This is a genomic window from Pseudoselenomonas ruminantium (assembly GCF_900142515.1).
Lineage (GTDB): Bacteria > Bacillota > Negativicutes > Selenomonadales > Selenomonadaceae > Selenomonas_A > Selenomonas_A ruminantium_D.
In genome coordinates this window covers 1-13,960 of record NZ_FRBC01000002.1, presented here as the reverse complement: position 1 = coordinate 13,960, position 13,960 = coordinate 1, and the positions used below count along the sequence as shown (strand labels likewise).

Sequence of the window (13,960 nt, the reverse complement as noted above, 5' to 3'; positions counted from 1 at the left end):
GAAACGGATTGGGTCAGAAAGTAAATCCGCATGGTATTCGTCTTGGCATCGTCAAGACTTGGGATGCTAAGTGGTATGCAGACAAAGATTTTGCAGATAACCTGCATGAAGATATTAAAATCCGCGATTATCTGAAGCAGAGCCTTCAGGCAGCTGGTGTTTCTCGCATTGAGACGGAGCGTAGCAAGAACCGTCTCAAGATCACGATTCACACGGCTAAACCGGGTATGGTAATCGGTCGCGGTGGTTCCGGTATCGAACAGATCAAAGAAGGTCTGAAGAAGTACACGGAAAAGAAGGTTGACATCAATATCGCTGAAATCAAGCAGCCGGATATGGATGCAACGCTGGTTGCTGAAAACATCGCTCAGCAGCTCGAACGCCGTATTGCTTTCCGCCGCGCTATGAAGCAGGCTGTTGGCCGTACGATGCGTCTTGGCGCCAAGGGTATCAAGGTTGCTCTGAGCGGCCGTCTTGGCGGTGCCGAAATTGCTCGTAAGGAAGCTTATCGTGAAGGCAGCATTCCTCTGCACACGCTTCGCGCTGATATCGACTACGGTACGGCAGAAGCACATACGACTTATGGCCGTATCGGCGTAAAAGTATGGATCTTCAAGGGTGAAGTTCTTCCGGAAAGAAAGCAGCGTCAGGCTGTAGCTGAAGGGAGCGAAGCTTAATGTTATTACCAAAGAGAGTTAAATACCGTAAGCAGTTCCGTGGCCGTATGAAGGGCAAGGCTCATCGCGGCAACACCGTTAGCCATGGTGAATATGGTCTGGTTGCTCTGGAACCTGCTTGGATCACGAACCGTCAGATCGAGGCTGCTCGTATCGCTATGACCCGTTACATCAAACGTGGTGGTCAGGTTTGGATCAAGATTTTCCCGGACAAGCCGGTAACGGCAAAACCGGCCGAAACCCGCATGGGTTCCGGTAAAGGTTCGCCGGAATACTGGGTAGCTGTAGTTAAGCCGGGCCGCGTACTGTTCGAAATGGACGGCGTATCCCGTGAAGTTGCTCAGGAAGCAATGCGTCTTGCTGGCCACAAGCTGCCGATCAAGACGAAGTTCGTTGTTAAAGAAGATGTAAAAGCAGAGGGCGGTGAAGTAAATGAAGGTTAATGAAATCCGTGAAATGAGCGCTGATGAGCTTAACCAGAAACTTACTTCGCTCAAAGAGGAACTGTTCAACCTCCGTTTCCAGCTCGCTACTGGCCAGCTCGAGAACCCGATGCGTATCAAAGAAGTAAAGAAGACGATCGCCCGTATCAAGACGATCCAGCGCGAAGCCGAACTGAAGGCCTAATCGCACACTGATATGCAGAAGGAAGGAGGCTCCCTAATGAGCGAAAGAAACGTACGTAAGATTAAAGTCGGTAAAGTCATTTCCGACAAGATGGATAAAACGGTTGTTGTAGCAGTTGAAGAGCTCGAACAGCACAAGCTCTACAAGAAGCCGGTTAAGAGAACGGTTAAATTCCATGCTCACGATGAGAAGAACGATGCTCACGTAGGCGACAAGGTTTCCCTGATGGAAACTCGCCCGCTGTCCAAGACGAAGCGTTGGAGAGTTGTGGAAGTTATCGAACGCGCTAAATAAGCCAAAATTAAGAAGAAGGAGGTCCAACAATGATCCAACAGCAAACTATCCTGCAGGTTGGCGACAACACCGGTGCAAAAGAAATCATGTGCATCCGTGTTCTTGGTGGTTCTTACCGCAAGTATGCCAACATTGGTGACATTATCGTAGCTGCAGTTAAATCCGCTGCTCCGGGTGGCACGGTGAAGAAGGGCGATGTCGTTAAGGCAGTTGTCGTTCGCAGCGTGAAAGGCCTGCGCCGTGCAGACGGTTCCTATATCCGTTTCGATGAAAACGCCGCAGTTATCATCAAAGAAGACAAGACTCCGAAAGGTACGCGTATCTTCGGACCGGTAGCTAGAGAACTTCGCGATAAAGACTTCATGAAGATCGTTTCCCTGGCTCCTGAAGTACTTTAATTGTGAGGAGGTGCGATTTTGGCATTCGTTAAGATGAACGTTAAGAAGGGCGATACGGTCGTTGTATTGTCCGGCAAAGATAAAGGCAAGCAGGGCAAGGTTATCACTGCTATGCCCAAGCACGGTAAGGTTGTTGTGGAAGGCGTTAACAAAGTTAAGCGTCACACGAAACCCAACCAGAAGGCTCCCCAGGGCGGTATCCTGGTAAAGGAAATGCCCATGCATGCTTGCAAAGTTATGCTGGTTTGCCCGGCATGCTCCAAAGCAACCCGCGTTGCTCATAAAGAAGTCAATGGCAAGATGGTTCGCGCCTGCAAAAAGTGCGGCGAAGTCATCGACCAGACGAAATAATCAGGAAAGGAGGAGCATAAGTGGATAGATTACAGGAAAAATATCAGAACGAAGTTTGCAAAGCTATGACCGAGAAGTTCGGTTACAAGAACGTGATGCAGCTTCCGAAGATCGAAAAGATCATCATCAACATGGGTGTGGGCGAAGCCGTTGGCAACCCTAAGGCTCTGGATTCTGCAGTAGCAGATCTCACGATCATCGCTGGCCAGAAGCCGCTCCTGACCCGTGCAAAGAAATCCCTCGCTGCCTGGAAACTGCGTGAAGGCATGCCCATCGGCTGCAAAGTTACTCTTCGCGGTCAGCGCATGTACCAGTTCCTCGACAAGTTCATGAACGTGGCTCTGCCCCGCGTACGTGACTTCCGCGGTGTAAGCGACAAGGCTTTTGACGGTCGCGGCAACTACGCTATCGGCCTGAAAGAGCAGCTCATCTTCCCGGAGATTGAATACGATAAGATCGACAAGCTCCGCGGTATGAACATTGTTATCGTTACGACGGCACAGACGGATGAAGAAGCCAGAGAGCTCCTGAAACTCATGGGTATGCCGTTCAAAGCATAAGGAGGTAAGGAAACTTGGCTAAGAAAGCTATGGTAGAAAAGTGGAGCAAAGAACCGAAGTTCTCCACTCGCGGTTACAACCGTTGCAAGATTTGCGGCCGTCCGCATGGTTATATGCGTAAGTTCGATATGTGCCGTATCTGCTTCCGTGAGCAGAGCTACAAAGGCGCTATCCCTGGCGTAACTAAAGCCAGCTGGTAAGATTGATTTAAAGTAAAAGGAGGATATCGATTCAATGGCAATGACTGATCCTATTGCAGATATGCTGACTCGTTTGCGCAATGCAAACAACGTATACCACGAAAGTGTTGAAATCCCGGGTTCCAAGATCAAGACGGCTATCGCCGAAGTTCTGAAGGAAGAGGGTTTCATCAAGGACTACACCTTCACTGAAGATGGCAAGCAGGGCATGATCTCTGTTTCCCTCAAATACGGCCCGAACCGTGAGAAGGTTATTTCCGGTATCAAACGTATTTCCAAGCCTGGTCTTCGTCAGTACGCAAAGAAGAGCGAACTTCCCCGCGTTCTGGGCGGCCTCGGCATCGCAATCATCTCCACTTCCAAGGGCATCATGAGCGACAAGCAGGCTCGCAAGGCTGGCCTTGGCGGCGAAGTTGTAGCATACGTTTGGTAATCGAAAAGTAGTCAGGAGGTGTACAGATGTCAAGAATTGGTAATGCACCGATTGAAATCCCGGCTGGCGTAACCGTCACTGTCGGTGAAGACAATTTGGTCAAAGTTAAAGGCCCGAAAGGTGAACTTTCCCGCCAGATTAGCTCGGAAATGAAAATAACCGTCGAAGGCAACGTTCTCACCGTAGCACGTCCTTCCGACGATAAGATGCACAGATCTCTCCATGGTCTTTCCCGTACGCTCATCAACAACATGGTTGTTGGTGTTACGGAAGGCTTCCAGAAGAATCTCGAAATCAATGGTGTCGGCTACCGTGCTCAGCTCAAGGGCAACGCGCTGAACCTGTCCCTTGGTTTCTCCCATCCGGTAGTTGTTGAGCCGCCGCAGGGCATCAAGTTCGAATGCCCCTCTGCGAACGCTATCACGGTTTCTGGTATCGACAAAGAAGTTGTTGGCCAGATCGCCGCTGAAATCCGCAGCTTCCGTGAACCCGAACCGTACAAAGGCAAGGGTATCAAATACGCTGGCGAACATATCCGTCGTAAAGAAGGTAAAGCCGGCGCTAAGGGCAAGAAATAAGGAACTGATTCGAGAAAGGAGTGAATCTCTGTGCTGGTTAAAGCAGATAAAAACAAGGCACGTCAGAAACGTCATCTGCGTGTCCGCAACCATATCGCAGGTACGGCAGCTCGTCCGCGCCTCAACGTATATCGCAGCCTGGCAAACATTTATGCTCAGGTCATTGATGATGAAAAGGGCGTAACGCTCGTTTCCGCAAGCACTCAGGACAAGGGCTTTGAAAACTACGGTGGTAACATCGAAGCGGCTAAAGCTGTTGGTGCTGAAGTTGCTAAGCGTGCTCTCGAAAAGGGCATCAGCGAAGTTGTTTTCGACCGTGGCGGTTATGTATACCATGGCCGTGTAGCTGCTCTGGCTGAAGCTGCTCGCGAAGCAGGTCTGAAGTTCTAAATCATCAATACTGAAGGAGGTAAATGAATGGCTAGAAATATGGACAACGAAACTCCAGAGTTCGAGGAGAAAGTTGTATACATAAATCGAGTTGCGAAAGTCGTCAAGGGCGGCCGTCGTTTCTCGTTCAGTGCTCTCGTTGTTGTTGGCAACAAGAAGGGCAAGGTTGGCGTAGGTCTCGGCAAAGCTGCTGAAGTTCCCGAAGCTATCCGCAAAGGTGTTGAAGATGCAAAGAAGAACCTCATCGAGGTTGCACTCTTCGACGGTCGTACGATTCCCCACGAGATGCTGGGCATCTTCGGTGCTGGTAAGGTTATGCTGAAGCCGGCTGCCAAAGGTACTGGTGTTATCGCTGGCGGCCCGGCTCGTGCCGTACTGGAACTGGCTGGTATCCACGACATTCTGACCAAGTCCCTGGGTTCTTCCAACCCGAACAACATGGTACGCGCTACGATGGAAGGCCTCAAGGCCCTCAAGCGTGCTGAGACGGTTGCTGAACTCCGTGGCAAGACGGTTCAGGAAATCTTAGGTTAAGGAGGGCGCGACAATGGCAAAAATTAAAGTAACTCTTAAAAGAAGCCTGATCGGCCGTCCCGAAACGCAGCGCAAGACTGTTCGTTCTCTTGGCCTGCGCAAGCTCAACTCCGTTGTTGAACTGCCGGACAACCCGGCTATCCGCGGTCAGCTCCACAAAGTAGAGCATCTGATTACCGTAGAAAAAATCGCAGACTAATATAGGACAGGAGGTGCACGCAGATGAAATTACATGAATTACAGCCAGCAGCTGGTTCCCGCAAGGTTCGCAACCGTGTAGGTCGCGGTCTGGGTTCCGGTAACGGCAAGACTTCCGGTAAAGGCATGAAGGGCCAGAACTCCCGCAGCGGCGGCGGCGTTCGCACGGGCTTCGAAGGTGGCCAGATGCCTCTGTACCGTCGTCTCCCGAAGCGCGGTTTCAAGAATATCTGGGCTAAGACCTTCGCTGAAGTGAATGTTGAATCCCTGAACCGTTTCGAAGATGGCACGACGGTTGATCCCGTTGTTCTCGTTGAGTCCGGTATCCTGAAGAACGTTCAGGACGGCATCCGTATTCTCGGCAACGGCGAACTGACGAAGAAGCTGACGGTTCGCGCTAACGGCTTCACGAAGTCCGCTGAAGAGAAGATCACCGCTGCAGGCGGCCAGATCGAGAAAATTGAGGTGAAGTAAGGTGCTTTCAGCCCTTGGCAACGTATGGAAAATTCCGGAGCTTAGGCAGAAAATAACCTTTACTTTGATTATGTTTGCCATCTTCCGGATGGGGACGCATATCCCCGTTCCGGGGGTTGACCCGACAGCGATTGAGCAGTTGTTCGCAAACGGCAACCTCTTTGGTCTGTTAGATCTCTTTTCGGGTGGTGCTTTCAGTAAGTTCTCCATCTTCGCGATGTCCATTACTCCTTACATCAATGCGGCCATCATCATTCAGCTGCTGAATGTAGTGATTCCCACATTGGAGCAATGGTCCAAGGAAGGTCAGGAGGGGCACAAGAAGACCACCCAGGTTACCCGCTACCTTACGGTAGTATTGGCTTTCCTCCAGGCGATTGGCATGTCCATCGGCCTGAAGGCAGCTATCTTGAATCCAAGTCCCGTCAACATCCTGATCATTGCGATCACCTTGACGGCGGGCACGGTGTTTTTGATGTGGCTCGGTGAGCAGATTACGGCCAATGGCGTTGGTAATGGTATTTCCCTTATCATCTTCGCTGGTATCGTAGCGGCTCTGCCGAAGAACATCGGCACCATCTATCATTACGTCCAGGCTGGTACGATCAGCTATTTCTCTGTGTTCATGTTTGCTCTCATCGCCATTGCGATGGTGGTATTCGTGGTACATGTGGAAAATGGCTTCCGCCGTATTCCCATTTCCTATACGAAGCGGGTTGGCGGCCGAGGCAGCTATGGCGGTCATTCCAGCCACATTCCCCTCAAGGTGAATCAGGCGGGCGTAATCCCAATTATCTTTGCGTCATCCGTGCTGATGTTTCCAGTAACCATTGCCCAGTTCATTGATATTCCCTGGGTAAAGACTGTTGCCAGTTATCTGGAGTGGGGTAAACCGTTACAGACTACATTATATGTAGGCATGATAATCTTCTTTACCTACTTCTATACTGCGGTTACTGTAAAGATATCGGATATGGCAGAGAATCTGAAAAAATACGGTGGTTTCATCCCGGGCATCCGTCCGGGACAGCCAACGGCAGATTATTTAGATCATGTCATGACTCGTATCACGCTTGCTGGCTCGATTTTCCTGGCTTTCATTGCCGTACTGCCGAATATGGTAGCAGCCGCTACGAATATTCAGGGTGTATACTTTGGCGGTACAGCCCTGCTGATCGTTGTGGGCGTTGCCCTCCAGACGATGAAGCAGATTGAAGCCATGATTGTCATGCGCCACTACGAAGGGTTCATGAAATAATAAGGAGGCAAACATTATGCATATCCTGTTAATGGGCCCCCCGGGTGCCGGCAAAGGCACGCAGGCGGCTGAACTGGTCAAAGAGTTTGGTATTCCCCACATCTCCACAGGCGATATGTTCCGTGCAGCTGTGAAGGAAGGCACCGAGCTCGGCAAGCAGGCGAAAGCCTGCATGGACGCTGGTAAGCTCGTTCCTGACGAAGTTACTATCGGCATTGTCCGTGAGCGTCTTGCCAAAGATGACTGCAAGAAAGGTTTTATCCTCGATGGTTTCCCCCGTACTGTTGAGCAGGCTGATGCCCTCAAAGGTATTTTGGAAGACCTCGGGCTTAGCCTGACGCGTGTCCTGAACATCAATGTTCCGGCAGCAGACCTCATTGAGCGCGCTGTAGGCCGCCGCATCTGCAAGAAGTGCGGTGCTACGTACCATGTGAAGTTCAATCCGTCCAAGACGGAGGGAACCTGTGATGAGTGCGGCAGCGAACTCTTCCAGCGTGCTGACGATACGGAAGAAACGATGAAAAGCCGTCTTTCTGTATACGAAGATTCCACGCGCCCGCTGATTGATTACTATCAAAAAGCTGGTCTCTATACGGAAGTGGATGGCAGACAGGCGATTGACAAAGTTACCGCAGATCTCGTTGCAGTTCTGAAGGGCTGAGTCAAAACCGTTGGTGTGAAATTCACGCAGCGATAGAAGTTGTTGTAAGGGCGGCAGGAATTGCCGCCTATTACAATGCTATATGGATTAACAACCTGTTGTTGGGCATGGCATTTAACAAGAAATGCAAAAGCTCCTTAGATGACTTTGGCCCAACCAATTTATACATCTATAAGAGGAGAAACACATGTCGAAACAAGATGTTATTGAAGTAGAAGGCAAAGTCCTGGAAGCACTGCCGAACGCAATGTTCCAGGTTGAGCTAGAGAATGGTCATGTTGTACTGGCGCATGTATCCGGCAAGATTCGCATGAACTTCATCCGTATCCTTCCGGGAGACAAAGTCACTATCGAACTCACGCCGTATGACTTAACGCGTGGCCGTATAACCTACCGATTCAAATAAGGTCATCTCCGCTTTTGCTATGTTTGTTATCATTTAAAATTTTTTATAAAAAATTTCATTTTGCCACTAGGCAAGGGAAAGCAAACATGCTATACTAGCAAAATGAGACTGACAATAAGGAAAAGGGGGCACAACGAAAATGAAGGTAAAACCGTCAGTAAAGCGGATTTGTGAAAAATGCAAAGTCATTAAGCGCAAAGGCCGTGTTATGGTCATCTGCGAAAATCCCAAGCATAAACAGAGACAAGGTTAATTAAGAAATAAGGAGGTGCTTTATTAATGGCACGTATTGCCGGTGTAGATTTACCCCGTGACAAAAGAATTGAAATTGCTTTGACGTACATCTTCGGTATTGGTCTGAAGACTTCCAAGGACCTGCTGAAGGAGACTGGTATCAATCCGGATACCCGTACTCGTGATCTCACGGAGGATGAAGTTGTAAAACTTCGTGATGCCATCGATAAGAACGTTCTGGTTGAAGGTGACCTTCGCCGTGAGCGCCAGATGAACATCAAGAGACTCGTTGATATCGGCTGCTACCGTGGTCGTCGCCACCGTCTTGGTCTGCCCGTTCGTGGTCAGAACACCAAGAACAACGCCCGTACCCGTAAAGGCCCGAAAAAGGCCGTAGCAGGCAAGAAGAAATAAAGGAGGGTTAACTGGTGGCAGTTAAGAAAGCAGTCCGCACGAAGAAAAAAGTTCGTAAGAACGTCGAATATGGCGTAGCCCATATCAGTTCTACGTTTAACAATACGATTGTAACGCTTACCGATAAGAGCGGTAATGCACTTTCCTGGGCCAGCGCAGGCGGCCTTGGTTTCCGCGGCTCCCGTAAGAGCACGCCGTTCGCTGCACAGATGGCAGCTGAGACGGCTGCAAAGGCAGCTATGGAACATGGCCTGAAGCAGGTCGAAGTATACGTTAAGGGTCCTGGTGCCGGCCGTGAAGCCGCAATCCGTTCCCTGCAGGCAACTGGCCTCGAAGTAAACATGATCAAAGATGTTACTCCGATTCCGCACAACGGATGCCGTCCGCCGAAGCGTAGAAGAGTTTAATAGGAGGTGCAATAGAAAGTATGGCAATTGATAGAGTACCAGCCCTGAAAAGATGCCGTGCCCTCGGCATTGAACCGGCTGTTATCGGTCGTTCCAAAGAATCCAAGCGTCAGCCGCGCCGCACGAACCGTAAGGTTTCCGAATACGGCATGCAGCTGAAAGAAAAGCAGAAAGCAAAATTCATCTACGGCGTACTGGAAAAGCAGTTCCGTGGATACTACGATAAAGCTAAGAAGATGCAGGGTGTAACGGGTGAAAACCTCCTCGGTCTTCTTGAGCGCCGTCTGGACAACGTTGTTTATCGCCTCGGTCTGGCTAACACCCGCCGTCAGGCTCGTCAGCTCGTTCGTCATGGTCACTTCACGGTTAACGGCCACCGCGTGGACATTCCGTCCGCTCTGGTTTCCGCTAATGATGTGATCGCAGTCAGCGAAAAGAGCCAGTCCAACGCTTTCTTCAAAGAACTGAAGGAAAGCAGCAATGCCCTGTCCGCTCCGGCATGGCTCCAGGCTGATCAGGCTAACCTCACGGGTACGGTAACGCGTTTCCCGAACCGTGAAGAAATCGATGTTCCTGTCAACGAGCAGGCTATCGTCGAGTTGTACTCCAAATAATGAATATTTGTGCCTGTGTGCATAGTGTTCCATTAGTTATTGAGGAGGTTCATTCCAGATGATAGACATCGAGAAACCGAAAATTGAAATTGTGGAAATCAGTGAAGACAACCGTTACGGCAAGTTCGTCTGCGAACCCCTTGAACGTGGTTACGGTACGACTTTCGGCAACAGCCTGCGCCGTATGCTTCTGTCTTCCTTGGAAGGTTCTGCAATTACCTCCATTCGCATTGATGGAGTTCTCCATGAGTTCTCCACCATTCCGGGTGTCCGGGATGACGTAACCAACATCGTTCTGAACCTGAAGCAGCTCTGCCTCAAGATGCAGGGCAACGAGCCCAAGGTTATCCGCATTGACGTGGAAGGCGAAAAGGAAGTTACGGCTGCCGACATCATCTGTGATGCCGACATTGAGATTCTCAATCCGGACCTCCACATTGCAACGGTTGACGCAACCGGCAAGCTCAAGATTGAGATGACCGTTGCTCGTGGCCGTGGCTACATTCCGGCAGAACGCAATAAAAAGCCGGATGACACGATTGGAGTAATTCCCATTGACTCGATTTTCTCCCCGGTACAGCGTGTAAACTACACCGTGCAGGACACGCGTGTGGGTAACGAGACCGACTATGACAAGCTGATTCTTGAAGTATGGACCGATGGTTCCCTGCGTCCGGAAGAAGCTGTCAGCAAAGCAGCCGGTATCCTCGTGATGCACCTGAAGCTGTTCCAGAGCATGGACGGTCTGCCGGAAGAAATCGAAGAGGAAGAAGCAACCTTCCCCGAAGAGGTAGAGGATGATACTTCCAAGGTCCTCGAAATGACCATTGAAGACCTCGACCTCTCGGTACGTTCCTTCAACTGTCTGAAACGCGCCAACATCAACACGGTCGCTGACCTTGCTGAGAAGACGGAAGATGACATGATGAAGGTCCGCAACCTCGGCCGCAAGTCTCTTGAAGAAGTCAAGAAGAAGCTCGAGGAACTCGGTTTAGCACTGAGAGTAAACAACGATTGAAGAGAGGGAAATAAATGAGCTACAGAAAATTAGGACGTAACTCCGCAGCCCGTAAGGCGCTGTTCACTAGCATTCTTACTTCCTTCTTCAGATATGGACGCATTGAAACGACGGAAGCAAAGGCAAAAGAGCTCCGCAAGTTTGCAGAGCAGCTCATCACGCTGGCAAAGCGCGGTGACCTGAGCGCCCGCCGCAAGGCAATCGCATCCCTTGCTGATGAAGATGTAGTAAGAAAGCTGTTCGACGAAATCGCAGCAAAATACGCAGACCGTCAGGGCGGTTACACCCGCATCCTGAAGCTCGGCGTACGCCGCGGCGACGCAGCTCCGATGGTTATCATCGAGCTGGTGTAATTTTAGATTGCAGCAAGCAAGCCCTGACCAAAAGGTCAGGGCTTATTTTGATTGAATGGTAATTATGTTGCATGGAAATTATGATTAGTGTTGTGTATAATTAAATTATTGCTTGACAATCGTCTTTTTCTTTTTTATAATTATTGCAAGAATAATCAGTTAGTATGGGGGCTTTACTTACTTGATGTATAGCTACTATTTATAGAAAGCGCTGAGGTGTTCTATATGGATATAAAGATGCAAGAGATTTTTATTTTGCGATACGGAGCTATATAAAGTATTTACGAATTATGCTACCGCACAAAAATGTCTTGTCGATTTGAATGAAAATAGAATTAAAGAGGTATCCAAGTCTAATAGGTTAAGTCCCGAAGTGGATTTAGATAGAATTATGGAGATTATACAAGGTGAAGGTGGGTGGTATAGTTTACGACAATCACAAGTTCCTGAAAATGAAGAAGACGATGAAAAATTTATAGAACAACATGGTGAAGCGATTTCAGGAACGGAATATTCACTTGAAGAAATACATGATGCCGAATGGATTCATGAATAAGAAGGAGTGGTATAAATGTTATCTATTGTAGAAATGAATGAATACCCAATATATGCAAAAGAGTGTGATCCAGATTATTGGGTTGTATGCGGTCCAGATGTCGGAGGTAATGAATGCGCACCTGAGTATAATGATTGCGCTCCGGATTATGGTGAAGATGGTTGTATGCCAGATTGTAGTCCATCAGAACCTTAATTATTGAAACTATCTCGTAGGAAAGCTCACTAAACATTTAGTGGGCTTTTCTACAAGGCATAAAGAGGTGACAATTTTGTATTATCTTCCGTATGGTGTATATCTAGTAAAAGGTGAAAAGAATTCTGCATTATATGACCTAAATCAATGTAGACTCTATCAGATTAACAATGAGGCTGCATTATTTGTAGAAGAACTGCTTTCTGTGGAAAACAAAGAACTTTCAATAGAGAAAAAGGCATTTAAAAAGAAATTAATAGAGCTTAAATTACTTCAGGAAGTATATACAAAGCCACATTATATAACAGATTTAAAGAAGGATAATGTTATAGATTTCGTTTGGATAGAAATTACGACTTGCTGTAATCTAAAATGTATACATTGCTATGAAAATGCTTCTTGTCATACAGAGGAAATAATGGATTTCGACCTGTATAAACATATAATAGATGAATTGATAAAAAATGATATAAAAAAGATTCAGTTTATAGGTGGGGAACCATTCACTTTAGGCAAGCAAATATTTAAGTATCTTGACTATTGCATCAATAAGTTCGAATATATTGAAATATTTACAAATGGTACGTTGATCAGTACAAAATGGCTATCCTATATAAAGAAGAATAATATTAGATTAGCATTATCTGTATATTCATATAACGAGAAAGTTCATTGTTATGTAACTAGAGATGAAACCTCATGGAGAAAAACTAATGAATTAATAAAACAATTAAGCGAATATGGTATAAAGTATAGAGTAAGAAATGTTATTATGAAAGATGTTTCTATAGGTCAAAAAAATACAGAATTATATAAATTGAGCGAAAAACGTGACATTGTAAGGATAACAGGAAGAGCAAAGCTAAATTTATTGACAGACGAATTAATAAAATGTAAGCTTATTACCCCTCAAAAACTGACAAAAGTTTTAAATGAAAATTTAATTGTTAGATGTATCAGTGGCCATAATTGCTTTTCACGCAGATTGTACTTTTCGTATAATGGTGATGTATTTCCTTGTGTTATGGAACGGCGCTTTAAGCATGGCAGCATAATAAACAAATCCCTAGTAGAGGTTATAGATAATAGAGTACGAAATATAACAAAAGATTTTATAAAAGAATGCAAAAATTGCGAGTTCAGATACTGTTGCTTTGATTGCAGACCAGATTCAAATGGGAATGAAAAATATGATAAACCGTGGTATTGTACTTATAATCCAATTGAGGGTAAATGGGAAAAGGATCTTAATAAATTTATAGAACAATTACGGGAAAATAATTACTTTAAGGAGGTAGAATGATTATGGGACTTTGGAAATTTATCGAAAATGTTTATTGGATGCTCGATAAGCATGGCAGAAGAATACAGGCAAATCAACGGGCATATGAGAAGAGAAATTTATCAAATGAAGAGTTAAAAGATAAAATATTATCTAAAGATACGAATTTTTATCAAAAAGCAGGGGCTAATTCATTGCTAGAAAAGCGTATGAAAACGAAGAAATAAATGATTATCATACCATAGAAATATATATTTATGGAGATGTTTTTGTATGTATGCTGTCAAAAAACAGTAAACGAAAAACCATCCTGTGTATCACATATACGAAAAGAACCTGATCGGCGCAGATCAGGTTCAAATTTTATTTGCAGTTCTTCTGGATTTCGTCACTCCAAGGCAGAAATTTTTCCAGCAATTCAGGATGTATTTTGAAATTCAGATTGGGAAGATTTTCAAATAGGTAGGTCAGATAGCGGAATGGCTCCAAGCCGAGGGTGTGAATAAAAGTCTGTAAAAGGTCTTCTATGATTTCAGCATGGATGTATTTTACGGTTGTAATCTATCAGGGTACATAATGGTCAGTTCGCCCCTTACTTTGCCCCAGTTTCGGATGGGCATGGACCATTTCTTGGCAGCTTCAAACCTTGCCAAATACAACGCCTTTAGCAGGGCCTGTTGGCCGGGGAAAACACTTCTCTGGCTGTTCAGACGGCGGTATGAGGAATTTAGGCTCTCAATGGCATTGGTCGTGTAAAACGCGGTACGGACGTCTGTTGAGAACTTGAATATTGGCGTTATTACATCCCAATTGTCAAACCAACGCTTCAGTGCCGCTGGATAATGGGG

28 protein-coding genes are annotated in these 13,960 nt (G+C 46.9%); 27 read left to right on the top strand and 1 reads right to left on the bottom strand.

From position 1 onward, the window contains the following. Positions 1 to 8 precede the first annotated feature (8 nt). The 27 genes from rpsC to BUB68_RS00990 all read left to right on the top strand — a co-directional run bounded on the left by rpsC (position 9) and on the right by BUB68_RS00990 (position 13,339). Entirely contained in the window at positions 9 to 677 is a 669-nt protein-coding gene (gene rpsC, locus BUB68_RS01115; protein WP_014423841.1) for a 30S ribosomal protein S3, read from the top strand. After that, a complete protein-coding gene (rplP, locus tag BUB68_RS01110) occupies positions 677 to 1,120 on the top strand; it encodes a 50S ribosomal protein L16 (RefSeq protein WP_014423842.1) in 444 nt (147 codons plus the stop codon). Before rpsC ends, rplP begins: the two co-directional genes overlap by 1 nt. Next, positions 1,110 to 1,304 (top strand): 50S ribosomal protein L29, encoded by a 195-nt coding sequence (gene rpmC / locus BUB68_RS01105; RefSeq protein ID WP_014423843.1) that lies wholly within the window; start codon positions 1,110 to 1,112, stop codon positions 1,302 to 1,304. The genes rplP and rpmC overlap by 11 nt, the downstream gene beginning before the upstream one ends. 36 nt (positions 1,305 to 1,340) lie before the next feature. Then, positions 1,341 to 1,598, top strand: a complete 258-nt coding sequence (rpsQ, locus tag BUB68_RS01100) for a 30S ribosomal protein S17 (RefSeq protein WP_014423844.1) — start codon at positions 1,341 to 1,343, stop codon at positions 1,596 to 1,598. 29 nt (positions 1,599 to 1,627) lie between these two features. Further along, positions 1,628 to 1,996, top strand: coding sequence for a 50S ribosomal protein L14 (rplN, locus tag BUB68_RS01095; protein ID WP_014423845.1), 369 nt, complete (start codon positions 1,628 to 1,630; stop codon positions 1,994 to 1,996). Between the two features lie 33 nt (positions 1,997 to 2,029). Beyond that, the gene (gene rplX, locus BUB68_RS01090; RefSeq protein ID WP_173435952.1) at positions 2,030 to 2,347 is read left to right on the top strand and encodes a 50S ribosomal protein L24; all 318 of its coding nucleotides are present in this window, start codon (positions 2,030 to 2,032) and stop codon (positions 2,345 to 2,347) included. Between the two features lie 20 nt (positions 2,348 to 2,367). Next, positions 2,368 to 2,907 (top strand): 50S ribosomal protein L5, encoded by a 540-nt coding sequence (gene rplE, locus BUB68_RS01085; protein WP_014423847.1) that lies wholly within the window; start codon positions 2,368 to 2,370, stop codon positions 2,905 to 2,907. A gap of 14 nt (positions 2,908 to 2,921) precedes the next feature. After that, positions 2,922 to 3,107, top strand: coding sequence for a type Z 30S ribosomal protein S14 (locus BUB68_RS01080; protein WP_014423848.1), 186 nt, complete (start codon positions 2,922 to 2,924; stop codon positions 3,105 to 3,107). A gap of 34 nt (positions 3,108 to 3,141) precedes the next feature. Continuing rightward, a complete protein-coding gene (gene rpsH, locus BUB68_RS01075) occupies positions 3,142 to 3,540 on the top strand; it encodes a 30S ribosomal protein S8 (RefSeq protein ID WP_014423849.1) in 399 nt (132 codons plus the stop codon). A 26-nt stretch (positions 3,541 to 3,566) separates the two neighbouring features. Next, positions 3,567 to 4,118, top strand: a complete 552-nt coding sequence (gene rplF, locus BUB68_RS01070; RefSeq protein WP_073087986.1) for a 50S ribosomal protein L6 — start codon at positions 3,567 to 3,569, stop codon at positions 4,116 to 4,118. 30 nt (positions 4,119 to 4,148) lie between these two features. Then, positions 4,149 to 4,508, top strand: a complete 360-nt coding sequence (gene rplR / locus BUB68_RS01065; protein ID WP_028129751.1) for a 50S ribosomal protein L18 — start codon at positions 4,149 to 4,151, stop codon at positions 4,506 to 4,508. A 27-nt stretch (positions 4,509 to 4,535) separates the two neighbouring features. Continuing rightward, positions 4,536 to 5,042 (top strand): 30S ribosomal protein S5, encoded by a 507-nt coding sequence (gene rpsE / locus BUB68_RS01060; RefSeq protein WP_026767081.1) that lies wholly within the window; start codon positions 4,536 to 4,538, stop codon positions 5,040 to 5,042. A gap of 13 nt (positions 5,043 to 5,055) precedes the next feature. Next, positions 5,056 to 5,241, top strand: coding sequence for a 50S ribosomal protein L30 (gene rpmD, locus BUB68_RS01055; protein WP_073087985.1), 186 nt, complete (start codon positions 5,056 to 5,058; stop codon positions 5,239 to 5,241). A 23-nt stretch (positions 5,242 to 5,264) separates the two neighbouring features. Next, on the top strand, positions 5,265 to 5,714 hold the full coding sequence (gene rplO / locus BUB68_RS01050; RefSeq protein ID WP_073087984.1) for a 50S ribosomal protein L15: 450 nt from the start codon (positions 5,265 to 5,267) through the stop codon (positions 5,712 to 5,714). Position 5,715: 1 nt separating this feature from the next. Next, on the top strand, positions 5,716 to 6,972 hold the full coding sequence (secY, locus tag BUB68_RS01045; protein WP_073087983.1) for a preprotein translocase subunit SecY: 1,257 nt from the start codon (positions 5,716 to 5,718) through the stop codon (positions 6,970 to 6,972). A gap of 16 nt (positions 6,973 to 6,988) precedes the next feature. After that, positions 6,989 to 7,633, top strand: a complete 645-nt coding sequence (locus BUB68_RS01040) for an adenylate kinase (RefSeq protein ID WP_073087982.1) — start codon at positions 6,989 to 6,991, stop codon at positions 7,631 to 7,633. A 187-nt stretch (positions 7,634 to 7,820) separates the two neighbouring features. After that, positions 7,821 to 8,039: a translation initiation factor IF-1 gene (gene infA, locus BUB68_RS01035; RefSeq protein WP_009645081.1), complete on the top strand. Its 219-nt coding sequence runs from the start codon at positions 7,821 to 7,823 to the stop codon at positions 8,037 to 8,039. Between the two features lie 139 nt (positions 8,040 to 8,178). Continuing rightward, a complete protein-coding gene (rpmJ, locus tag BUB68_RS01030) occupies positions 8,179 to 8,292 on the top strand; it encodes a 50S ribosomal protein L36 (RefSeq protein ID WP_014423857.1) in 114 nt (37 codons plus the stop codon). Between the two features lie 26 nt (positions 8,293 to 8,318). Next, positions 8,319 to 8,687, top strand: a complete 369-nt coding sequence (gene rpsM / locus BUB68_RS01025; protein ID WP_014423858.1) for a 30S ribosomal protein S13 — start codon at positions 8,319 to 8,321, stop codon at positions 8,685 to 8,687. A gap of 14 nt (positions 8,688 to 8,701) precedes the next feature. Next, entirely contained in the window at positions 8,702 to 9,094 is a 393-nt protein-coding gene (gene rpsK, locus BUB68_RS01020) for a 30S ribosomal protein S11 (RefSeq protein WP_014423859.1), read from the top strand. 20 nt (positions 9,095 to 9,114) lie between these two features. Then, positions 9,115 to 9,708, top strand: a complete 594-nt coding sequence (rpsD, locus tag BUB68_RS01015) for a 30S ribosomal protein S4 (RefSeq protein WP_073087981.1) — start codon at positions 9,115 to 9,117, stop codon at positions 9,706 to 9,708. 58 nt (positions 9,709 to 9,766) lie between these two features. Further along, the gene (locus tag BUB68_RS01010) at positions 9,767 to 10,726 is read left to right on the top strand and encodes a DNA-directed RNA polymerase subunit alpha (protein WP_073087980.1); all 960 of its coding nucleotides are present in this window, start codon (positions 9,767 to 9,769) and stop codon (positions 10,724 to 10,726) included. 14 nt (positions 10,727 to 10,740) lie between these two features. Further along, positions 10,741 to 11,079, top strand: coding sequence for a 50S ribosomal protein L17 (rplQ, locus tag BUB68_RS01005; protein ID WP_014423862.1), 339 nt, complete (start codon positions 10,741 to 10,743; stop codon positions 11,077 to 11,079). Positions 11,080 to 11,398: 319 nt separating this feature from the next. After that, entirely contained in the window at positions 11,399 to 11,635 is a 237-nt protein-coding gene (locus BUB68_RS01000) for a hypothetical protein (RefSeq protein ID WP_143188043.1), read from the top strand. Between the two features lie 15 nt (positions 11,636 to 11,650). Continuing rightward, complete coding sequence (locus tag BUB68_RS14960) at positions 11,651 to 11,830, top strand: hypothetical protein (RefSeq protein WP_143188042.1); 180 nt, start codon at positions 11,651 to 11,653, stop codon at positions 11,828 to 11,830. A gap of 76 nt (positions 11,831 to 11,906) precedes the next feature. Continuing rightward, positions 11,907 to 13,133: a radical SAM protein gene (locus BUB68_RS00995; RefSeq protein WP_178139439.1), complete on the top strand. Its 1,227-nt coding sequence runs from the start codon at positions 11,907 to 11,909 to the stop codon at positions 13,131 to 13,133. Between the two features lie 2 nt (positions 13,134 to 13,135). Further along, positions 13,136 to 13,339 carry a hypothetical protein gene (locus tag BUB68_RS00990; RefSeq protein ID WP_073087978.1) on the top strand — a complete coding sequence of 68 codons (204 nt, stop codon included), beginning with the start codon at positions 13,136 to 13,138 and terminating at the stop codon, positions 13,337 to 13,339. A 321-nt stretch (positions 13,340 to 13,660) separates the two neighbouring features. On the opposite strand, the gene BUB68_RS00985 is transcribed toward BUB68_RS00990, so the two are convergent. Next, on the bottom strand, positions 13,661 to 13,960 hold a 300-nt coding region (locus BUB68_RS00985; protein ID WP_143188041.1), incomplete at its 5' end, for a transposase.